17 protein-coding genes and 4 pseudogenes are annotated in these 21,784 nt (G+C 60.7%); 11 read left to right on the top strand and 10 right to left on the bottom strand.

The genetic code is table 11. The features are described from left to right. Nucleotides 1–757: 757 nt before the first annotated feature. Genes HL653_RS11595 through HL653_RS24670 form a run of 3 tightly spaced genes read left to right on the top strand, consistent with a single transcriptional unit; the run spans nucleotide 758 to nucleotide 1,849 of the window. Nucleotides 758–1,231, top strand: a complete 474-nt coding sequence (locus tag HL653_RS11595; protein WP_171744654.1) for a MarR family winged helix-turn-helix transcriptional regulator — start codon at nucleotides 758–760, stop codon at nucleotides 1,229–1,231. A gap of 34 nt (nucleotides 1,232–1,265) precedes the next feature. Continuing rightward, nucleotides 1,266–1,604 (top strand): hypothetical protein, encoded by a 339-nt coding sequence (locus HL653_RS24675; protein ID WP_171744653.1) that lies wholly within the window; start codon nucleotides 1,266–1,268, stop codon nucleotides 1,602–1,604. A 35-nt stretch (nucleotides 1,605–1,639) separates the two neighbouring features. Continuing rightward, nucleotides 1,640–1,849, top strand: a complete 210-nt coding sequence (locus HL653_RS24670) for a hypothetical protein (protein WP_171744652.1) — start codon at nucleotides 1,640–1,642, stop codon at nucleotides 1,847–1,849. Between the two features lie 108 nt (nucleotides 1,850–1,957). Here HL653_RS24670 and HL653_RS11580 read toward each other — a convergent pair whose 3' ends face one another. From HL653_RS11580 to HL653_RS24665, 5 genes and pseudogenes are all read right to left on the bottom strand, one after another. Then, on the bottom strand, nucleotides 1,958–3,208 hold the full coding sequence (locus HL653_RS11580) for a dicarboxylate/amino acid:cation symporter (RefSeq protein ID WP_171744651.1): 1,251 nt from the start codon (nucleotides 3,206–3,208) through the stop codon (nucleotides 1,958–1,960). Nucleotides 3,209–3,307: 99 nt separating this feature from the next. Then, complete coding sequence (locus HL653_RS11575; protein ID WP_171744650.1) at nucleotides 3,308–4,129, bottom strand: SIR2 family protein; 822 nt, start codon at nucleotides 4,127–4,129, stop codon at nucleotides 3,308–3,310. Between the two features lie 65 nt (nucleotides 4,130–4,194). Next, nucleotides 4,195–5,004 carry an aspartate dehydrogenase gene (locus HL653_RS11570; protein ID WP_171744649.1) on the bottom strand — a complete coding sequence of 270 codons (810 nt, stop codon included), beginning with the start codon at nucleotides 5,002–5,004 and terminating at the stop codon, nucleotides 4,195–4,197. Between the two features lie 117 nt (nucleotides 5,005–5,121). Continuing rightward, a complete protein-coding gene (locus tag HL653_RS11565; protein ID WP_253717936.1) occupies nucleotides 5,122–5,889 on the bottom strand; it encodes a LysR substrate-binding domain-containing protein in 768 nt (255 codons plus the stop codon). After that, a pseudogene (locus HL653_RS24665) lies at nucleotides 5,890–6,000 on the bottom strand (LysR family transcriptional regulator); the annotation flags it as partial. Between the two features lie 302 nt (nucleotides 6,001–6,302). On the opposite strand from HL653_RS24665, the gene HL653_RS11560 reads away from it, so the two are divergent. From HL653_RS11560 to HL653_RS24660, 6 genes are all read left to right on the top strand, one after another. Beyond that, a complete protein-coding gene (locus HL653_RS11560) occupies nucleotides 6,303–9,065 on the top strand; it encodes a TonB-dependent receptor (RefSeq protein ID WP_171744647.1) in 2,763 nt (920 codons plus the stop codon). A gap of 14 nt (nucleotides 9,066–9,079) precedes the next feature. Beyond that, nucleotides 9,080–10,045, top strand: a complete 966-nt coding sequence (locus tag HL653_RS11555; RefSeq protein WP_171744646.1) for a creatininase family protein — start codon at nucleotides 9,080–9,082, stop codon at nucleotides 10,043–10,045. Nucleotides 10,046–10,319: 274 nt separating this feature from the next. After that, on the top strand, nucleotides 10,320–10,745 hold the full coding sequence (locus tag HL653_RS11550) for an aminotransferase class III-fold pyridoxal phosphate-dependent enzyme (RefSeq protein ID WP_253717934.1): 426 nt from the start codon (nucleotides 10,320–10,322) through the stop codon (nucleotides 10,743–10,745). Continuing rightward, on the top strand, nucleotides 10,742–10,921 hold the full coding sequence (locus HL653_RS24245; protein ID WP_253717925.1) for a hypothetical protein: 180 nt from the start codon (nucleotides 10,742–10,744) through the stop codon (nucleotides 10,919–10,921). Before HL653_RS11550 ends, HL653_RS24245 begins: the two co-directional genes overlap by 4 nt. Before the next feature lie 5 nt (nucleotides 10,922–10,926). Next, nucleotides 10,927–11,124: a transposase gene (locus HL653_RS24240; protein ID WP_253717923.1), complete on the top strand. Its 198-nt coding sequence runs from the start codon at nucleotides 10,927–10,929 to the stop codon at nucleotides 11,122–11,124. A gap of 149 nt (nucleotides 11,125–11,273) precedes the next feature. Then, the gene (locus tag HL653_RS24660; RefSeq protein ID WP_367613602.1) at nucleotides 11,274–11,501 is read left to right on the top strand and encodes a YceI family protein; all 228 of its coding nucleotides are present in this window, start codon (nucleotides 11,274–11,276) and stop codon (nucleotides 11,499–11,501) included. A 175-nt stretch (nucleotides 11,502–11,676) separates the two neighbouring features. On the opposite strand, the pseudogene HL653_RS11535 reads toward HL653_RS24660, so the two are convergent. Beyond that, nucleotides 11,677–12,558 (bottom strand): annotated as a pseudogene (locus tag HL653_RS11535) (IS3 family transposase); the annotation flags it as partial. A gap of 69 nt (nucleotides 12,559–12,627) precedes the next feature. On the opposite strand from HL653_RS11535, the gene HL653_RS11530 reads away from it, so the two are divergent. Then, nucleotides 12,628–13,656 carry an IS110 family transposase gene (locus tag HL653_RS11530; RefSeq protein WP_171744644.1) on the top strand — a complete coding sequence of 343 codons (1,029 nt, stop codon included), beginning with the start codon at nucleotides 12,628–12,630 and terminating at the stop codon, nucleotides 13,654–13,656. A 281-nt stretch (nucleotides 13,657–13,937) separates the two neighbouring features. Here the strand turns inward: HL653_RS11530 and HL653_RS11525 are convergent. The 4 genes and pseudogenes from HL653_RS11525 to HL653_RS11510 form a co-directional block, all read right to left on the bottom strand. Beyond that, nucleotides 13,938–14,273, bottom strand: a pseudogene (locus tag HL653_RS11525) (transposase); the annotation flags it as partial. Nucleotides 14,274–14,334: 61 nt separating this feature from the next. Beyond that, nucleotides 14,335–14,855 (bottom strand): annotated as a pseudogene (locus tag HL653_RS11520) (2-dehydro-3-deoxy-6-phosphogalactonate aldolase); the annotation flags it as partial. Further along, nucleotides 14,852–15,697: a 2-dehydro-3-deoxygalactonokinase gene (locus HL653_RS11515; protein WP_253717921.1), complete on the bottom strand. Its 846-nt coding sequence runs from the start codon at nucleotides 15,695–15,697 to the stop codon at nucleotides 14,852–14,854. The pseudogene HL653_RS11520 and the gene HL653_RS11515, both read right to left, overlap by 4 nt. Nucleotides 15,698–15,731: 34 nt before the next feature. Further along, complete coding sequence (locus HL653_RS11510; protein ID WP_253718046.1) at nucleotides 15,732–18,386, bottom strand: TonB-dependent receptor; 2,655 nt, start codon at nucleotides 18,384–18,386, stop codon at nucleotides 15,732–15,734. Between the two features lie 498 nt (nucleotides 18,387–18,884). On the opposite strand from HL653_RS11510, the gene HL653_RS11505 reads away from it, so the two are divergent. After that, the gene (locus HL653_RS11505) at nucleotides 18,885–21,782 is read left to right on the top strand and encodes a sugar-binding domain-containing protein (protein ID WP_171744640.1); all 2,898 of its coding nucleotides are present in this window, start codon (nucleotides 18,885–18,887) and stop codon (nucleotides 21,780–21,782) included. The last annotated feature ends 2 nt before the right edge of the window (nucleotides 21,783–21,784 follow it).

The raw sequence follows: 21,784 nt of genomic DNA, 5'->3' as shown, positions 1-21,784 counted from the left end.
GGGGGCGTTCGATGACGACCGATGAAATGTAGGTGCAACCACCAAACAACCCAGTGCCGATGAGGAATATCCGCGCCCTGCGTGGTTGCTCAATAGCGGGCAGACGATTTCTCTTGGGCAACGCCTTACACCGCTTGTGATCCCAGACGATCCTGGCTGCCTACCACTGTCCCTCGCCGATTATTGGCGTCGGGACGCCGACGGCCGCACAAGGTCCGACGAGGAGCTACGAGCCGCCGGTAAGCTGCCTTCGGATAAAACCGGGTCGGAGCACATCTTCCTCATCGCGCATCTCTCTCCGCGACCCAGGGGTGGAGCGCTCACCTGGAAAAATCATCGAGATGTCGAACAATGGGAGATGCTTCGCCGCCTGATTAACGCGCGGATAACGGCGGGTTTGGACATTCCCGGGACGCCGGTGAAACGCCTGTCGAAGAGGGCGTCGGGATGCTTTCGTGTGCGCCGAACGGCAAGCAACGTTGCGCAGTCCTAGACGGATGTGTCTCGACGAGATGCCGTCCGGCCAATGGTCGGGACTCGCCCCAGCGGCAGGCTTCTGCACTAGTGCCGCCGGTGTGGCGTTCTATGTGTTGAGGGCCCGCAGCATCCTCATTGCCGTACGGGCGAGCGCAACCGGCTTTGTTATCGGTGTCCGACGAGGAGGAACCGCGCTGGCACCGGTGATCGCCGGCTTGCTGTTCGTTGTAGGCTATGTGCTACCGGCTGGTGAGCATTGGTCGAATTGATAGGAGATTGGATGAGCGAGGCTGTGTTGGAAGGAAGCGGCGACAGGCCACTCGGCGTGCTCGACACGCTGGTAGGCTACCATCTCCGTCGCGCCTCTGCGGTGCTAGGCAACGACTTTACTGACGCGGTCGGCAATGAAGGCATGCGTCAGGTCCCGTTCGCGATCCTGTCCGTAATCGCTGCCAATCCTGGCATCCGCCAAGGGGAAGTGGGCATAACCTTGGGCATACAAAGTGCCAATATGGTTGCGCTTGTGACAGATTTGATCAACGCAGGCTATGTTGACCGGCGCCAGTCATTCGAAGATCGTCGAGCTTTTGAGCTGGAGTTGACCGCCGCAGGGAAAAAGATGCTGGAGCGCTGCACGAAATTGCTCCAAGAATATCAGGAAAGGCTGCTCGCCGATTTCAGCAATGAAGAGCGCTCGGTCCTGCTTAGCCTCGTTCGTCGGATCGAAGCGAGAGAAATTCCAACCAATTACTGACAGCAAAACGACGACCTAAATCCGGGTCGCGCGCTTGGCAGCCATGGTTGTCCCTCATGCCAATAGCCGTGTAAGAGCCGTCGCGACCGTTGATCATCTGCCCGAATCCAATCCACCAAATTCGAGCGGCACGATCCTGACCAAGGCCGCCGACGCGCTCGCGGGCAAGCCCGATGCCTTCGATGCGATGATGAGCGAGATCGGCGCGACCGAGGGCTGGACCTGCAACCTGATGCTCGCGGTCAGCATCATGCACGAGACGGCCGCCCTGCCCACCCCGATTGCCGGCGAGGTGATCCTCTCCGACAAGTCCGGCTGGATGGAGATGGCGCAGCGCGAGCCCGTCGGCATAATCCTCGGCATCGAATCCTGAAATGCGCCCTCATCCTCCGGATTCGCGCGATCGCCGTGCCGCTGGCCTGCGACAGCACCGTAGCGCTGGAAGCATCCGAGCAATGCCCGCGCACGCACAGCCTGATTATCGAGGCGTTCGCCGAGGCCCCCGAGATCGTCAGCGCGCTGATCGATCATCCCGAAGGGCGCCGCATCAACTTCGCGGGCTCTACCCATATGAGCTGGATCATCGCCAAGCGTGCGGCTGAGCAACCGAAGCCTTAAATACCCCGCCACGGTGCTGGATCTCACGGCATTCCCAGCTTACGCTTTTGTTCCGCACCTCGGCGTCGTCACTCTCTAGGGTTCGCCCTGCCGTTAATTGGACGTGTTTTACTGCCTGTCATCGAGCAATTCCGTTTGAGGGCCCGCATCAGCTTCCCATTTCGCGACCGCGACGACTGCAAGAGCGTTACCCAGAACATTGGTACCCGAGCGTCCCATATTCAACAGATGATCAGCACCAAGCAACAACAGCAGCCCCCCGGGCGGAAAGCCAAATTCCGGAAGGACGGCGGCAAGCGCAATTAACGATCCCCGCGGCACGGCGGCGATTCCTTTGCTTGCCAGCATGAGCATCAGCATGAGCAGTACCAGCGTGCCGAACGGCAGCGCGATACCATAGGCTTGGGCAATGAAGAGGGCACCGAAAGTGCAGTAAACCATCGATGCATCGAGGTTGAAAGAATATCCTAGCGGCAGGACCAAGCTCACAATATCGCGGCGCACCCCAAAGCTCTCCAACGCAGCGAGCAATCGCGGGTAGGCAGCCTCAGAGCTAGAAGTCGAGAATGCGATCGTCGCTGGATCGCGGATGAGAGCAAGAAGCCTCCCAAGCCGTCGACCAAGCATGAACCAACCGACTGTGAGCAAGATGGCAATGAGAACTGCAAGCGCAAGATAATAACCGACAACCAACCACGCAAGCGCGCCGATCACAGCCAACCCTTCTTTCGCGACAGTCGCCGTTACTGCGGCGAATACGCCGATAGGTGCGAGCAGCATGACGTGCCCCGTGATGGCAAGCATCAAGCTGGCAAGCTGGCCGATCCCCCGCTGTATCGCCTCGCCCTTCTCCCGAATCGCCGCAAGCCCGAGGCCAGTGAAGATCGCGAACACAACGACCTGCAGAATATTGTTGGTTGCGAACGCATCGATTGCAGATGACGGAAAGGCACCAATGAAGACCTTCTCTGCCGAAAGGGGGGCATTCAACCCGTCGGCATGCCCCGTCGGCAGCGGAATAGAGAGGCCCGCACCCGGCCTCAGCACTGATGCAATGATCGTGCCCAGCGCGAGTGAGACGATCGAGGCAATCAGGAACCACAGCATCGCCTTCAGTGCAATCCGGGCTATAGCTCGCCCGTCGCCCATGCCGGCTATACCGGTAACCAAAGTGGCAAAAATGAGCGGTGCGACAATCATCTTCACAAGATTGATGAAGATCGTACTCAGCACCCGGCAGACCGCAATCACAGACCCCGCCAGTGCCGGCGAGGCGAAGGCATGGACGAGGCTACCAACAAGCGCGCCCGCAATCAGCACGCCGAACACAATCAAAGAGAAGCGCTTAGGAAGGTTCATAGTGATCTCGATCTGCAGTGGCCAACCAAAGCTATCATTGCGGAAGATAGGATTGCTTACTCATCGGCGTCGGGCGCGTTGCGCCACGTGCAACGCTGTTCAGGCACGCGGAGCGCCCTCCAACACAGCATCGCGAAGTTCGCCAAGAAACGCGATCAACGCTTCTTGCGGAGTACCTGCACGTGAGATGACGGTAATCCCCCACTGCTGCAGCACCGCTGTCTGAATAGGATCGGGGTTCGGCGTAAAAACGTAGACCCCCGGCCGCTCACGTTCACGCCCTGTGTCTCGCCAAGTCTGCCAGAGTCGATAGAGAAGGAGACGGATATTAAGATCGGAAACGCTGTAGCCGATGAACAGCAGCGTCCGCCCAAGCGAATCCGCCTTAAACTTCGTATCTATCGGCGTTTCGAATGCAAGTCGCTTTAGATAATCCGTCTCGGCAATTACCAAGGTCGTATCATCGGCAAAATCGCCGTGAAACTTAACGATTTGCGTGCGCAGGCCGTCAATGCCAACCAAATCATGTGTATTGGTGATTTTCAGGTAAGGCTTTTGATATATGTCATATGCTATTTCGAGATTATTGTCGTAGTTCGTTGTGTAAACGATCGGAAAATCGAGATCGACTATACACCGATGAATCTCGGAACTGGCAACCTTATCTCGCGAGACATTCCACGTGCGATCCATCCAGCTGCGCAATGGCCCGATACTACCCTGCCTCAACCGATAATATTCGGCGAGCGTATGGTAGGAGATCCGCTTGTCAACCGTCTCCAGAGAAAGTTGATTCTGCAGATGCCCGATCAGTTCGTCCCATGACGGGAGGCCGACGCTCATCGAAACACCGGCACCGGCGAAAAGCATGGCTCGGCGATCGCGGATCGCGGCAGCGAGATCTTCGAAGCTCGTGTTCATTATCGCTGCATCCTCGCATTGTGCCATGGCTCTACCGCGCACCGCGCCTGACGGCCAGCGTAGCGTCAGCCAAGCGTCAGCCTGCTTGATGAGCGATTCAAAGCGGCGAGGATGCTAAAACGTACGATTCCTGAGGATTTGGGATTCTGCGCTTCGGAAACGCCGGACAGATCGACCGAAAGTCTGCATTCCGGGGCAAAGGCCTCGATCGCCGCAGTATTACCCGTCGCGGCGGGATCGGCAATCAGTTCCACTCGCGTTCGATCAAATCCGATGCCCGCAAGTGCGACACTGGCCGCGAGGTTGGCATTGCGCGGATAGAGGCGCGCCGCCTCGCGCGCCGACCCGCTGAAAATCGTCGTCGGCCCGGGCAGTGCCTCGAGGTCATATTGATCCTCCGCCGGCGTGCCGCGCCACGCGTAAGCGGGTTTGGTGGAGCGATATAACACGTCCGCGGCTCCGGCTTGGGCAAGGGCCATGAGGCCGTCGAAACCGGCAAGTCCTCCTGTCGGAATGATGATGCGGGCATCCCCTTCTTGCGCCGCTTCAACAAACGTCTTGCGAGTGCTGTCTTCGGCCAGAATGCCCGACGACAGCAGAAGCAAATCGCATCCGGCGCGAAGGATTGCAGGACCTGCCGTACGAATTGCGTCATGGCCAGCGGCCTCAACTACTGCATCCAACGAAAGGAGAAGCATTTTATCGACCGTATCTACAACGGCGACCCCTTCCCCGAGTTGCGCTTGAAGCGACACAACATTGTGCGGCCGAGCGCAAACCCCCGCGAGGGTCCATGCTGCAAGCTCCGCCTTTTGCCAATCACGCGCCAGCGAAGTGCCAATTGCGCCCATTCCAAAAATTGCCGCACGCTTCATTGATGGAACACCATGACCGACCTCGTTTGTATGGGCCGGGTTTTCCGCGATGCAGCGTGGCAGCGACAGAGCCGATATTCACTGCCCCCGTTGCATTCGACGCAACACAGCAAGGCATCAATGATGCGCCTCGATCGATTGGCGCAGGGTATCAACGAACAAGCGCACGAGACGCGGGGTACGCTGCTGGCGATAACTGATAAGATCCAGAGTGCTCTCCCCGAAGACCTGGCCCGCCAGCGGCACGCAGTGGGCCCGCTGCGTTTCAGCTTCCCGTAGGGCGGCCCGCTTTGGCAGGATAGCGATGCCGACACCTGATCGAACGAAATCGCGAAGTGCCTCGAACGAGTTGCTCTGCAGATGCGGGCGAATGAGAACGTTTGCCTGTGCGCACGCGCGATCAAAAATGCGGCGGACACCGAAATCGCGCGTAGGCAGCGCGACACGCCAGCGCGTCAGATCGCCGAGCGGCAAATGTTCGACTTGCCCCAGCGGATGGCCCCAGGGAACTAACGCAAGCAAAGGCTCAGGTACACGGGCTATCACGTTGATTGCACTGTCGACTTCGGCGCAAAACGTGATGCCCATATCGCATTTCTGGCTACGCACGGCATCCACGACTGCAGGTGCGGGCACAATCTCGAATTCGAATTGCACGTTCTCGAACTTGCGACCGAATTCGGCGATTGCCTGCGCCGGTCCGGCCGAAACGACGCTTTCAACCATCATGAGGCGGATGAGACGCGAGCTACCCTTAATGTCGTCGAGATCGGATCGGAGCGAGTCGAACCCCATCACCACGACATCCGAATAATCGGCGACGAGCTGGCCCGCGTGGGTCAATTCCAGACCGGTCACGGAGCGTTTAAAAAGTGCCGTGCCCATTTGCCGTTCCAGGATCGCGATCTGCCTGCTTACGGAGGACGGTGCCAGACCGAGGGAATCGCCCGCTTTACGGATGGATCCTGATCTTACCACACACTGAAATGCCCGCATTGGATCTGGAAACATCGCCAACACCCTATATTTGACGCAATTATGACAGTGGAGGGGCGGCTGCACAACCGATCAATGCTGCACCGCACAAATCGGCACGGGTGTCACATGGCCGCTGCAGGACCGCCTTCGAACCGCCGCGGCCTCATCACGTTGCGCAACCCGCAACAGGGGCAATCGCTCTTGGTCCTATGCGATATCGCCAAACTCGCGGACGCTATGGACCATAAAAACTAACGACTTTGGGGGATGCTGGCGGCCCGAAAAAACAGGGGATACTGGCATTGAAAAGGGAAAATGAAGTGACGACGGCAATCGGCCCTCGTCGAAATAATATCGCTAAGGCAGGCCTGATGCTGGCAGCTGCATGGCTCGCGATCGCCACACCGTCGTGGGCGCAGACCGCCTCCGTCTCGGATCCGCTTCCATCTGCGGGCACATCGGCCGACGAGGGCGAACTCGTCGTCACCGGTTCGCAGGTCTCCCGCAGCGGCTTCACGACCCCGACCCCGACCACCGTCATTGGCTCGGCCGAATTGGCGCGTATTGCCGCGCCGACCGTTGCCGACGCGCTCAACCAACTGCCGGCATTGCGTGGCTCGCTGACGCCGACGTCGAACACATCCAATTCCGTGACCATCGGCGGCAACTATCTAGATCTGCGGGGGCTCGGAAACCTGCGCACGCTGACCCTGATCGACGGCAAGCGCTATGTTCCCACGACGACGACGGGCAGCGTGAACATCAACGTCATCCCGCAAGCGCTGATCTCCACTGCTGACGTAGTGACCGGAGGCGCGTCGGCTGCTTACGGCTCTGACGCAGTCGCGGGCGTCGTGAATCTGCGCTTCGACAATAACTTAAAGGGACTGAAAGCGACGGGGCAGGCAGGCATCAGCGACCATAACGATCATCGCAATTTCCTGATCTCGCTGGGATATGGCGGCGAATTCGGCAATGGACGCGGCAAGCTATTGCTTGGCGGCGAATTGCAGCAGAACAAGGGAGTTGGAGCCCTGAACAGCCGGAAATGGGGTAATGCCGGCACGATCCAGAACCCTGCTTACACTGCCACAAACGGCCAGCCGCAATTGCTACTCGTGAATGACGTCCGTGCCTCGAATGCCACATATGCCGGCATGATCAGCGCGCCCGCGTCGCTGCGCGGAACCCAGTTCACCAGCAGCGGCACGGGCACGATCCCATTTGCATATGGTGCGAACGCGACGGCGACCACGATGGACGGCGGCGACGGGTATCCGCTCAACGGCGTTTCCGTCCTTGAATCTCCCGTCAAGCGCTGGAACGGCTTCGGCCGGGCCACCTATAATCTGTTCGCGGATATTACCGCTTCAGCCGAATTCAACTATGCCCGAACGGATGTGAACAGCGACAGTAATTTGCGTGTGGATTCGATCACCATCCGACGCGACAACGCCTATCTGCCAGCATCGCTCGTCGCGCAAATGGCAGCGAATAACATCAGCAGCTTCACCATGGGCCGCGGCTTCGATGATTATGCGCGCGGGCTCTTTGATATTACCACGAAATCCTGGCAAGCGGCTGGCGGCCTGAAGGGCAAAATTGGTGGAAGCTGGTCGTTCGACAGCTATTTCGCGCACGGCAAAACCCGATCGCTGACGCTCTTCACTGACGATCGCATCACCACCCGCTGGCAGCAGTCGATCGATGCCGTAGTCAATCCAGCCAACGGCCAGATCGTCTGCCGTTCGACGCTGTCCAGCCCAACCAACGGCTGCGTGCCAGCCAACTTCTTCGGCGTCGGTAACGTTAGTGAGGCCGCCAAGACTTGGATGAACGGCACCTCCGTCCGGGATTGGAATATCGGGCAGACTGTGGCTTCGCTGACGCTTCGCGGCGAGCCCATCTCGCTTTGGGCGGGGCCGATATCCTTCGCCACCGGTGGCGAGTATCGACGTCAGACGGTGCGAGTAACCAGCGACCCATTATCGGTCACCAATTCTTTCCGCATCGGAAATAACCAGCCGTGGTCTGCTAGACAGAATGTCAAAGAGGCTTTTGTCGAGATCGTCGTGCCTCTCGCGAAAGACGAGAGCTGGGCGCAGAACATCGATCTCGATATCGCCGGCCGCATCACCGACTATTCGACATCTGGCACGGTGAAGACGTGGAAGGCCGGTCTGAATTACACAGTGAATGACTCGATCCGCCTGCGCGCGACCCGCTCCCGCGACATCCGCGCGCCCAGCATGGACGAACTGTTTTCCGCCGGCGGCGTTACTCTTCCGAGTATCAATGATCCGCTGCTTCGGACGACCTACAACGTGCAGCAGCTCGCTACCGGAAATCCCGACTTGAAGCCGGAAAAGGCTGACACGTTTACCGGCGGGATCGTCGTACAGCCTAGCTTCGTGCCTCGTCTCAGGCTCTCGGTCGATTATTACGAGATCAAGCTGAAGGGGGCGATCAACACGCTGACCACTTCTCAAATCGTCCAGCGATGCTACACCGATACGCCGCAACTCTGCGCGCTTATTACGCGACCGAGTGCAACCGCCAACATCACAGTTGTTCGTGCAGCACCCGCCAATCTCCAGCGGCTGGAAACGAGTGGAATTGATTTCGAGCTCGCCTACGCGGTGCCGGTCGGACCTGGCAGAATAAACTTTCGTTCGCTGGTCAACTATACGAACAAGCTGGATCTGATCGATGGTGCGGCAACCCGCCATTTCGCTGGTAACACCGAAACGATCGGTATCGGCGGCGTGCCGCACTGGCGCTTCAACACCAACCTCGGCTACGAGACCAGCCGTGTAAACATCAACCTGACTGGCCGATACGTCGGTGGGGGCATCCTCACGCAGGACAACAATATCGACGTGAAGCGTGTCTCCGGCCGCCTTTATCTCGATCTGTCGGGCGAATGGACGATCATCGATCACTCTTCGAACAGGGTCGCTCTGTTCGGCAAAATCCAAAACCTGGGCGACAAGGATCCGCCCCTGACCCAGACCGGCACCGCGCGCGCTCTCTATGACGTTCTCGGGCGCATCTATACCGCCGGTATCCGCGTCACTTATTAAGGGAGAAGGTCGACATGCTACGATATATGCTCATGGGGTGTGCGGCGCTATTGCCGGCGTTTCCCGCATCAGCCCAAAAGCCGGCGAAAGTTGCACCGCAGGCCATCAAACTGCCTCCGACTAATCCGCTGTGGCAGCCGCACAAGACGAAGAACTATTTGCCTGAGATGACCTGGGCGGAAGTTGCCGATCTGCTTAAGCGGACCGATATGGTGATTATTCCGGTCGGTTCGACGGAACAGCATGGTCCACAAGGTCCGCTCGGCACCGATTATCTCAATGGCCTGGAGCGAGCGAAACTGGTCGCGCAATATACCGACGTCTTGGTCGCCCCGATCACCAATGTCGGCAATGCAGGCTATCATCTCGACTTTCCGGGCTCGCTTTCGGTTTCCGAAGAAACGCTGCAGCATTTTTACGTCGAGGTCGTGCAAAGCCTGATCAAGCAGGGCTTCAAGCGCTTCATGTTCCTCAACTCGCACGGCGGAAACGCCGCCACGACGGCGTTCATCGTTGATCGTATCAATCAGGAAACACCTGGCATCGCTGTTGATCTCGCCACGGCGGCAGCGCCGTTCATGGCACGCGAGCCCAAAACGCCTGGCAAGACGGCTCCGTTCGATCGCCATGCCGGCGTCGGCGAGACGAGCAATTCCCTATATCTCATTCCGAGCCTCGTAGATCTCGACAGAGCCCGCAAGGCAAAGCTGACGATGCCTGATCATCTGACCAAGATGGTCCCGATGATTGAGGCTGGCGATCCCACGGCCAACCTCGTTTTCCTCGTGGAGGCGCTGAAAGCGGAGGGGACTGGGAAAGGAACCACGACCAAGAACATGACCGACACGGGGTCGTGGAGCTCACTGGATCCGCGCACCGCAACCGCCGAACAAGGGCACGACGAAACCGAAAAGTTCGTCAACGCCGCCGTTCAGTTTATTGAGAAGTGGAAAGAACTGCGACCGCTTGGCACGAAGTGATGACGTCGGCCGTCCCGTTTGCGCGGGGCGGCCAAAGACGTCTGATAAGCGCCCTTGGAGCAAATGCGCCTCGACAGGAAAGATGCGTGGTCATTGGCGGACCGAGGTTAAGCGATTTGATCACTAATGTCGCTCGCCACGGCGACTGACAAACCTGCTGCAGGGCAAAATACCTGCCTCTCTCGACGGCTTAAAATGGCTGGAGCAGCGTTTCGCATCACGAAGGCGACTCGAACACCTGACCGCCCTGCACGGTACGCAGACGATCGAAGCCGTGATAGTCGAGCGCGTTGCGGGCTCCACCAAAGTGCTGATCGCGCCCAAAAAATGTCTCGAGCGCCTTTACGAAATCACGCAACGGCATGGCATCATTCTGATCTTCGCCGAAGTCATTACGGCGTTTGGCCGGATCCGCGCCGCATCAGCCGCCGAAGCCTTCGGGATCACGGCAGATTTCTTCTTCTGCACGAAGGGGCTCGCCTACGGTGCCGCCCGCCCCCCCGTCGCCGACCGTGTTGGCGCACACCAAGTCAAAGCGACAGGGTTTGTCGTCCACAAGCAACGGTCGTCATCGCCCCGTGAAGCCGATAGCATCGCCTTCTGTCGGAAAACATGTGGGGCTGTTGAAGAGCGTAACTCTCTCGAAAGCCGGCTCGCCCGCCGAGGGTCCATTTTTGAGCAAGTGGGGCAGCGGCAATGATGGGTGAGCAGCAGCAGGGCGGTAAAGTCGCAAGCTGCCGGGCGCTGGCCAAGACTGTTCCCGCCGATCACCTCGTCTGTCGTATCGAACGGCGACTCGACATGGCTGAGCTGCGCGCCGCGCTGACGCCGCACTACAGCCGGCAGAGGCGCCCCTCGATCGCGACTGAGCGCTGAACCGCATGACACTGATCGATCGCCTGTATGCCGCCACCTCCGAGCGCCGGCTGTGCGAGGAGGTGCGCTTCAACCTCGCCTATCGCTGGTTCTGCCGACTTGCCCTCGACGGCCCATCCCGCACCACTCGACGTTCAGCAAGAAGCGGCACGGCCGCTTCCGCGACGTCGGAATTTTCCGCCTGCTGTTCGAGCAGACCGTAAGGCGCTGCGTGGAGCGGGGTTGGTCGGCGTCAAGGACGCGGCGATCGATACCTCGTTTGTCACGGCTGACGTGAGCCGGCAACAAGATCATCTTCGATCTCGCTGAACTGGCGAAGGCGTCTGTCACAATCACCATCAATACGGCCTCCATGTTCGCCGCCGACGCAGAACAGCAAAGCGCGTTGCCCGAAGCCGAATGGTTCTCGGTTGCCGCCTATCCAACCGCGAGCTGGCGTGCGACAGCCTTACGGCATCTCGGCGGCGATCGTTATCGAGCAAGCGGGACGCTTTCACTGCGTGGGGTGAGCAGCCCCCCTCTCCTTTACCCTGTCGATCGTCAGGCACGCAGCGACGATATCGGGACAGGCGGTGTTTGAACGCACGTTGTTCGGCATCGGCCAGGGCGAATGGGCGCGACTGCCGACCTGCCAGCCAGCGTCACGGTCTCGATCGACCTTCGCTCCACGCTCGCTTTAACGCCCGAGCCCACACAACTGCTCATTTCGCTTTATCACTTTGATGGCTCGCCATACGGCGAGATGTTGTTGCCCCCTAAAGGCCTGACGGAGCCTCGCGGGTTTGCGCGATGTACTCGCGGGGTGAACGATAGCCCAGAGCGCGATGCGGGTGCACCTCGTTGTAATGGGCGAGCCATCCTGGCAGTTGCGCGATGACGGTCTGCGCATCAGGTCTGGGGTTCACGCGAACGTAGTCGCGCTTGAGGGTGCGGACGAACGCCTCTGCCATGCCGTTGGATTGTGGGCTGCTGACGGGCGTCGTTCGCGGGACCAGCCCGATGTCACAGGCGAAGGTGCGGGTCTCGCGAGCAGTGTAGCAGCTGCCGTTATCCGTTAGCCACTCGATCAGCTCGGGCACACGGTTTACGCGGCCGTAGCGATGCTCGACGGTGGCAACCATCAGGTCCTGAACGTCCTCGGCGGTGATGCCGCCTGTGGTCGCCACATGCCCCATGGCCTCCCGGTCACAGCAGTCGAGCGCGAACGCGACGCGCACCTTCTCGCCGTTGTCGCAGGCGATCTCGAGCCCGTCCGAACACCAGCGGGTGTTGCGCTGGTCGACGGCGACGCGACCGTCGTGACGGCGTTCCTCACGCTGTTCGCCGCCTCGCTGGAGCAGCAACCCGTGCACCTTCATAACGCGGTAGACACGTTTGACATTGGGCGCTGCGCGCGCGTTCTTTTCCGCCTGGCGGCGTAGCAAAGCATGGACACGACGATAGCCATAGGTCGGCAGATCGGCGACGAGCAGCCGGATGTCGGCGACCAGTTCTTCGTCCGGCAGCGGCGGTCGCCCACGCGGGCGTGGCGGTGGTCGGTTGCGCATCGCGGAGAGATGCGGGCGGGTGATGCCAAGCGCGTCGGCCACCGCGGTCACAGAATGTCCCCGGGCAACGAGGTCGAGCGCAAGAGCAGTTTATGGAATGGCCCGCCCCAACCCTCCGACATCGGATACGATGCCGGTGCTAGCAGAGAGGGACGGACCATGACCATTGTGATGATCGGTGTCGATTTAGGCAAGAACAGCTGCAGCATCGCAGCGCTCGACGAGCGGGGTGCTGTTGTGCTTCGGAGGCGGATGCGACCCACGAGCATCGTGGAGTTTGCTGCTAAATATGCACCTTGCACGGTGGCGATGGAGGCATGCTGTGGCGCCCATTATCTGGGGCGGCAGCTCATCGCTCGCGGTCTCACCGTGAAGCTTATGCCGCCGGAATATGTGCGCCCGTATGTGAAGGCACAGAAGAATGACGACCGGGACGCCGAAGGGATCGCGGAAGCGGCAACACGCCCAACGATGCGCTTTGTCGAGTTGAAGAGCCAGGAACAGCTCGATATCCAGTCGCTGCATCGTGTGCGATCTCGGTTGGTTGGTTCAAGAACGACCCTGATCAACCAGATGCGCGCTCTGCTACTCGAACGCGGCGTCACGATTGCGCAAGGTCGTCGCAAGTTCGAACGCGCTGTTGATGCTATGCTCGCGGATGAAGCCGCGCTTACGCCTGGTCGACTGCGCGATCTGCTCCTCGACATGCGTGCGGAGTGGACCGCGCTCGATAGCCGTATTGGTGCTCTCGATGAGGAGTTCGTCCAGCTCGCCCGCACCGACGAGGTCGCCCGTCGTTTGACATCCATCCCCGGTGTCGGCGCGCTCAACGCAACGGCGCTGGTGGCTGCCGTCGGTAGAGCCGAAGCGTTCGATCAGGCACGAGATCTTGGGGCTTGGCTCGGCCTTGTTCCGCGGCAGCATACGACCGGCGGCAAGCCGCGTTTGCTCGGCATCAGCAAGCGGGGAAACACTTATCTCCGAACATTGCTGATCCATGGCGCCCGAGCGGCTCTGCCGACTTTGGCGAAAGCCGACACAACGCTCGGTGCATGGCTGCGCGGCCTCCAGGCGCGCTGTCACCCCAATACTGTGGTGGTGGCGCTCGCCAACAAGCTTGCCCGGATCGCTTGGGTGTTGATGCGGCGAGACACGATGTTCGCCACCCAGCGTGTGGCGATCGCCTGACGGTATCGGTCAGCAGCGGCAAAACGGCCGGCTGGCCCACGAGATGTCTGCGGGAGGAATTTTGAAGATGGCCTGACGGTATACCGACGCCCCAACAGCCTGACCAAAAAAATGACACTCGATGTCGTGAAGTTTATGAGGCCTGGAGCGTGCGGATCTCCATCTTGGCAACGGCTTAGCCGCTATGCCGTATACGTTGATGCAGACCTGTCAGTTGCCGATCAGATAAACACTCTTGCGGACGGGGCGGGCCATACGTTTTTTGGGCCTGCGGCCCGGGACACGGCCTTGCGCAGCAGTTCGTTCTCCATGGCCTTCTTACCGAGCAGGCGGTGCAGTTCGCGCACCTGCGCCTCCAAGGCGCGATACTCGGACGCCGGCACCACTTCTTCGCCAGCTGCCGCGGCGGTTAACGCGCCCTGGCTCATCAGCCTGCGCCAGGTGAACACCTGGCTGCCGCTGATGCCGTGCTGACGGGCAACGAGCGACACGCTCATCCCCGGCAAATACGTCTCCTCGACGATCCGGACCTTCTCCTCCGGTGTCCACCGCCTCCGGCGCTGCACACCGGAGAGAACCTCGCCGTCATTGTAACGCCTGGTCGTACCGTCAGTCATATGCCTCACTCTTATCTAAGAGCGAGACCCTGTCAGGTCATTTAGGGGGCCACCTCACGTTCGCACCAGCCGCTCGCCATGCGGCCATATCATCGGGGCTGACGCCTCCCACCGCCAGCAACGGGATAGCAGGTGGAAGTACGGCGCGATGGGCCTTGAGAACGGCAGGCGACGCGACTTCAGCCGGAAAGAGCTTGAGGGTAGTAGCCTCCGCCCCGATCGCGGCAAATGCTTCGGACGGCGTGAAATAGCCGAGAAGCGACGCCATGCCCGCAGTCACAGTCGCCGCGATCACCGCCAGGTCCGTATTGGGCGAAATGATCATCGTCCCGCCCGCCGCGGCGACCTGCGCCACCTGTCCGGGCGCAAGGACAGTACCGGCCCTGATGACCGCACGTCCTTAGAAATGCCGCGCAAGCCGCTCGATGCTGGCGAGAGGCTGGGGTGAGGTGAGCGGGACCTCGATGAGCCGAAAGCCTGCCTCGAACAGCACGTCGCCGATCGGAAGCACCTCGTCTGGTGTTACGCCCGAAGAATGGCAACAAGGGGAAGCGACGCAAACGCGCTCTTGAAGTCGATCACGCCATTTTATCCCACACCCGACATATGCCGGCGACGAATGCGGCCTCGCTATCGACACGAAAGACGGCGCCCCCGACCTGCTCGATTGCCGCTGTATAAAGAGCGCCCAGCGAGGGATCGGCGATCAGATGAACCGCATCGCCGGCGGCAACATTGGCGCGGACGTCAGCCCCGACCAAAAGTCCGCTGACGAAGGAGGTGATGTCGTCGCCCGTGCGAGCCCCGAGGACGCTCGCGGCCCGCGCCTCAAACAGCGCCGTCTGCAAATCTGCGCCACCTGCCCGAACAACGCCCTGTCGAAAGGCTGCACAATCCCGTGCGAGCCCGGTCATGCCCGCACCGATCAGCGAATGCGCGCGCAACAATGCGAACATTTCGCCCACCATGGCCGTCGAGAATGTTGTGATGGCGCCGCCGCTTACCCTAGCCCACTTGGTATGCGTGCCAGGTTGGCACAGCAGCGCGGAATCAGGCACCAGCCCCGCCGCCGCCGCGCCCAGAAACTGGACCTCCTCGCCGCGCATGACGTCGCCCCGCCCCGCCGTCAGCGTTCGAACGCCGGGCACGATGCCTATCCTGTCTCCGACCGGCAGCACGGCGGACGCGAGCGCATCGATCGTCGCCGACGTGTCGATATAGCCCGCGTCCCTCCATCCCCGGTTCGACCCAACCATGCCCGCTAGCAGGACCGGATGATCCCCCAGGCGGGCGCGAACCGCCTCGAGCTCACCGGGATAATCATCGGGCGTAAGAGACGCGACGCCTTTCCCGTCCCGCTCGCCCGCCACGACACGCCCGCTCTCGATCCGCCAGGCGCGCCGGTTGGTGGTGCCCCAGTCCACTGCGATAAACGAGCACCTACTCAAGATCCCTGCCTCAATAAGTGGCGCGAACGGAGAAGCCTAAGCGCCTGTCGTTCAGCGTATATTGCAGCGGCTCGGAGGGCGTCCCGATGTAGGTCCGGTTCATCCGGTTGTTGATGTTCACCGCGTCGACAGTGACCGCGATATGCTTGGTGACATTGTAGCTGATCGACGCATCGAGGCTGGCATAAGGTGCCTGGATCTGCGGCTGACCGTTCGCCCCGCTTCCGACGGTGGTGTCGAGATAGCGCCCGCGCCAGCTATAGGCGAGACGAGCGCTCACCGGTCCCTTCTCGTACAGGCCGACGATATTGTAGCTATGCTTCGAGAGCTTCTCGAGAGGCACCCGCGTGGGAATGGAGCTGCCAGGCGTCGAGAACGGATTTTCGACGCTGCTGTCGACATAGGTATAGTTGAGCTGCAGGCCCAACCCGCTCAAAAGTCCGGGCAGGAAGTCATAAAACTGCTGATAGGCAAGCTCATACCCCTTGATCGTCCCCGAATTGGCGTTGACAGTCGTACTGATGTCGTAATCGATGCCGTTGAAATTACGAACGACACGGCCGCTCGTCAGGAAGCCATTCACATCCTTCTTGAATACACCGGCCGTCAGCGAGCCGGCGCGCGCGAAATACCACTCCGCCGATGCGTCATAAGATGTCGCCTTGATGGGATTGAGAAGCGGGTTCCCGGACGAGCCGCTAGGACGCCCGGTCGACGGATTGACGACGGTCGGCGGTCCAAGAGTGACGTTCGTCGCCAGCTGCGTGAAATCGGGCCGCGCGATCGATTTCGCATAGGCCAGACGCACCTGCAGCTTTTCGGTCAGCAGCGCCCGGAAGTTCACGCTGGGCAGCGCATACGTATAGGTCCGCCCGACGTTGACCGCCTGGAGATTGGCTGGATTGGACGCATCGACCGTACTGTTCGACGGGAACAGATAGCCTTCCGAGGTCGTCTTGGTCCGTATGACGCGCACGCCAGCCGTCGCATCGACCGGCAAGCCGAATATCGTCGTCCCTGCCTTGCCGCTCGCATAGAAGGTCATGATCCGCTCGCGCTGCTGGTTCATGTCTGCGGGGTAGAAGCCACGCCGGGTCGCGCCAAACAGGCGATAGGTCTCGGTCAGGCCCTGAGACACGCTACCAGATGGCGAAGCGGGATAGATGGTCCCGTTGATCGTCCGCCCCTCGAAGAAGTTCGACGACGGCCCGGTCGTGGTGAGCTGCGCCAGGCTTGAGGAGTTAGGAACATAGCTGCCACCGTTGGGCGCAACGCAGCTTGCACTGTTCCCGGTCGTGTACACGCAAAAGCCATCGCTCAGATTGCGCAGCGTCACCTTGGTCTCTGCGTAGCGTACCCCGGCATTCAGCGCCTTCACGATAGAATCGATCGGCGTCCACTTGACGTCATATTTGAGCGCCAACTGATTGGTGTCGTTGCGTGTCGTGTAATCGGCCAAATAGGCAAAACGGTAGCGCGTCGGATCGGTCAGAAGCGCCGGATTGCGCACAGTCCATGTCGGCGTTCCCGAGAGATCGAAGTCGACGATGCTCTTGTTCGGCGATGCCGATGGCAGCTCCGGATCGCCGGAATATTGCGATATCACGAAGCCACCTGAATCGACATCGTAGCTGGACTTCAGATATTGCGCATCAAACGTCATCGTCAGCGTGTCGGTGCTCTTCCAGGCGAGATTGCCGGTGATGTTGGTGTTGATGGCGTTCAGCGCCTGCGGATAGCGCGCGGATTCGAACACCATATTGTTATACGAGCCGCTGACCACGCGCCCGTCATCTCCATAGGTGAACGTGGCGCCCGGCGTCGCGATCAGATTCTGGCCGTGCGTGGTGTTGTAAAAGTACCGACCGTCGCGATTGAACTTGTAGCGGCTGTGCAGGACCTGTGCGGTGAAATCTAGACGGTCGCTCATCTTCCATTGATAAGCGCCAGCCGCCGTCAGACGCTTGCGCGAGCCGAGTTCGTCATAGATCTGGAAACCCAGCGGCGCGCGTGCGCCTGCGGGTGCGCCAGGAATGATCCCCGGCGTGCCTGCTGCACCACTGCCCGCAACGTTGAAGAAGGGCTGAACGAGCAGCGCATCCTGACGATATTTGCTCTCGCCGTACACGACGTTGACCAACAACCCCATCTCGCCAAGGCTGCTGTCCCAGCGATTGCTGTAAAGCGCCGAGCCTGTGCCGCCGACCTTATTGGCCAGATCGTAATAGTTGATCCGCGCCGAGGCGTTGATCACCTCGCCGCTCTGGTCAAATGGCAGACGCGTGCGCAGATTGACCACGCCGCCGATGGCACCCTCGATGACGTCGGCCGACGGGTTTTTGTAGACATCGATACCAGCCAGCAGCTCGGGCGGCAGGGCCTCGATATCAAAGTTGCGCCCGCCAGACGCGGAATAGGTGTCGCGGCCGTCGATCAGGGTACGGATCTGGGTCAGGCCGCGGATCGCGACCGCTGACTGCGTCCGATGATCAACGTCCGTGCCGCCCTCGCCGTAGCGACGCTGGATCTGCACGCCGGTGATGCGCTGGAGCGATTCCACGGTGTTGGCATCGGGAAGCTTGCCGATGTCCTGCGCCTGGATCGAATCGACGATCTGGTCGCTCGTTCGCTTGATCTGCTGCGCGGTGTTCAGGCTGGCGCGCATGCCCGTCACGACAATATCCTCAGCGCCGCCGGCCGGAGCCGCCTGCCCGTCACCAGCAGGCTGCGGCATAGGTGCCGCAGGCACCTGGGCGGCCGCAGGCATCGCGAGCGCCGCGCCGAGAGCACCGATCGAGACATGTTTGAAAAAGGTGTGTCGCATAGCCTCCCCGGGCCTCCGTTGATTTTTGTTTCACGACCATTGCCGCGAGCGATCCTCGAATAATGTCGAATGCCGACCCCGTCAATTATATCCTACTTATACATGAGAGCGGAGGGGGCCATGCCGGCTGCCGCCGACGGACAAAAGCCAGCACGATCATGCAAAAAGTCCATTTTCTGCAATAACTTGCCACATAACGGGCCATCATTTCGGTACTGAACCGTCGCTCGTGAGCTTCGCGGGCCTTGCATGCTGGTAAGCCCAATTATAAATATCGTACTTTAATAGCCCACGCGTTCCAGCTTGGCGCCAGCAAACTCGAGAGGGGGGAGCAACCCGATGAAGGCATCCGGATTTTTGGAGAATCGCGTCGGACGCCGCGCATTTGTTCAGTCGCTGGGCGCCGCCCCGTTTCTCGGCCTGTTTGCCGCCGGGGCGCAAGCAGCGACGCTTCCAAATGCACAGGCTGCCGATCTGGCCGCAATCTGGCGGCGCGCGCTGGACCCGTCCGATAAGGGCCTCAAAGCTCGCTGGTTCGGCCATGCCTTGGCCGATGCGCTTCCCCTGCCCGGCAGCCTGGAGGAACGACGCGTTGGCAATCCGGTGACGATCGACACGCCATGGACGGGCGATATCAACGACCGCTCATTCTTCACGTCGCCCGATTATGCCCGCTACCGGGATCCCGCTCATTTCAAGGTCCCCTTTTTCCTGCAGCCCGACAGCTGGTACCGTGGTGTTGCCTGGTACCAACGTGACATCACGATCCCCGAGACCTGGCGAAACAAGCGCGTCGAACTTTTTCTCGAACGACCGCATTGGGAGACCCGGGTCTGGATCGGCGACCGGTCGATCGGCCGAAGCGATGCGCTGCACGTCCCCCACCTTTACGATCTTGGCACATTGGAGCCAGGCCCGCATCGCCTCACGATCAGGGTCGATAACCGGATGATCGTCGAGGTCGGCTATAACGGGCATGGCGTAACCGATCATACCCAGGGCAATTGGAACGGCATTGCCGGGCGCATCGAATTGCGCGCAACCGAGCCGGTCTGGATAGACCGGATCGATCTTCATCCCTCCTATGCCGATCGCACACTCACCGTGCGCGGCCAGCTCGCACGCATGGCGAACGCGCAGACGATCGACGGCGCGGCGATCGAACTCGCCGGCCAGACCGTCAGCGCGACCGTTTCATGGCAGGGCATGAAGGGAATTTTCGAGGCGCAAATCCGCCCCTCGCCCGCCGATACCGCTGCGCTGAAGCCGTGGGACGAGTTCAACCCAATTCTCCACAACGTTGCGGTACGGCTGACCAACGGAGAAACCTGGCACGGCCGGTTCGGCTGGCGGGCGTTGACGCCTACGCCCACGGGCTTCGAAATCAACGGCCGGCCGGCCATGATGCGGGGCGCCCTGGAGTGCAGCATATTCCCGCTGTCCGGGCACGCGCCGACCGATATCGAGAGCTGGCGCCGGATCATGCGCCGGATCAAGGACTACGGCCTCAATCATCTGCGCTTCCATAGTTATTGCCCGCCCGAAGCCGCCTTCGATGCAGCCGACGAGGCAGGCGTCTATGTGCAGATCGAGACGGTCTGGGCCAATCAGTCGGTACGGATCGGCGCCGGCCTGCCGGTCGACAAGTGGGTCTATAGCGAGACAGATCGCGTGCTCGCGGCGCACGGGAACCACCCCTCCTTCGTGCTGATGACGCACGGCAACGAGCCAGGCAACAGCACGCCCAAGACGGAAGAAGCGCAGCGCGACACGTTCCTCGCAGCCTATGTCCGCCACTATCGCGAGCGCGATGCGCGCAGGCTGTGGACCTCGGGATCCGGCTGGCCGTCGATCGACGAGAACCAGTATCATGTGACGCCGCTCCCGCGGATCCACCAATGGGCTGACGAGCTGAAGTCGCGCATCAACGCCAAACCGCCGGAAACGCAGACGGACTATCGCGACTTCATCGGACAATATCGCGTGCCCGTGATCAGCCACGAAATCGGGCAATGGTGCGTCTACCCTAATCTCGACGAACGCAGAAAATACACCGGATATCTGAAAGCCAAGAATTTCGACATTTTCGAAGACCGCCTGCGAGACAACGGTCTGATCGGCTATGCACCTGAATTTCTCTACGCGTCCGGCCGGCTGCAAGTGCTGTGCTACAAGGAAGATATCGAAAGCGCGCTGCGGACGCATGGAATGGGCGGCTTCCAGCTCCTTGGACTTCAGGATTTCCCGGGTCAGGGAACGGCCCTCGTCGGCGTGCTGGATCCCTTCTGGGATGACAAAGGCTATGTGAGCGGACCCGAATATCGACGCTTCTGCGCACCGGTCGTCCCGCTCGCACGCATGGACAGCCGGATTGTACAATCGGGCGCATCGTTCGCCTTCACGATCGACGTGGCGAACTTCGGTGCGACGCCGCTGGATGATGCGGCGATCGACTGGTCGATCGCATCGACGTCGGGGACGGAACTGGCCCAAGGCGGCTTCCCGTCGCGCCTCGTTCCGCTCGGCAATGCGCCGCTGTCGCTGGCCGCCACTGCGACCCTGTCGGTCCGTCAGGCCACGGCGGCACGACTGCTGGTGACCATCCGCCAGCACGGCAGGGTCGTCGCGGAAAATGACTGGGACCTCTGGGTCTATCCCACGCCTGCGCTGGCACCCGCAGCCAGCACGATCCTGCGTGCGAACCACATCGACGAGGCCGTCCTTCAGCATCTTGCATCGGGCGGCGATGCGCTCATCGGTCTCCCCGGGTCGGACGTCGCCAACCACAAGACCAATCCGGTCAAGCTCGGCTTCTCGTCGATCTTCTGGAACACTTTGTGGACGGAGGGCCAGGCGCCAACGACGCTCGGCATCCTGTGTGACCCACGCCACGATGCCCTGGCCGATTTCCCCACGGACGCGCACAGCAACTGGCAGTGGTGGTATCTGTTGCACAGGGCCGGCGCGCTCCGGCTCGACCTTCTACCGGCAGGCGTCACACCGATCGTCCGCATCATCGATGACTGGTTCACGGCCCGACCGCTGGGGCTCGTCATCGAAGTCACGGTGGGCAGGGGACGTGCCATCATCTGCGGTTTTGCGCTCGATGGAGCGGACGCAGCGGACCCTGTCAGCCGCCAGTTGGTCGCAAGCCTTGAGCGCTACATGAGCGGAACGGGCTTCCGCCCGGCCGTCCGAGTCTCGCCCGAGCAGCTTCGTAGCCTGGTGAAAGCATGAGC

This window comes from Sphingomonas sp. AP4-R1, assembly GCF_013113735.1.
Taxonomy (GTDB): domain Bacteria; phylum Pseudomonadota; class Alphaproteobacteria; order Sphingomonadales; family Sphingomonadaceae; genus Sphingomonas_I.
The sequence above is the reverse complement of the archived record's forward strand: the minus strand, read 5'-3'. Positions and strand labels throughout refer to the sequence as shown.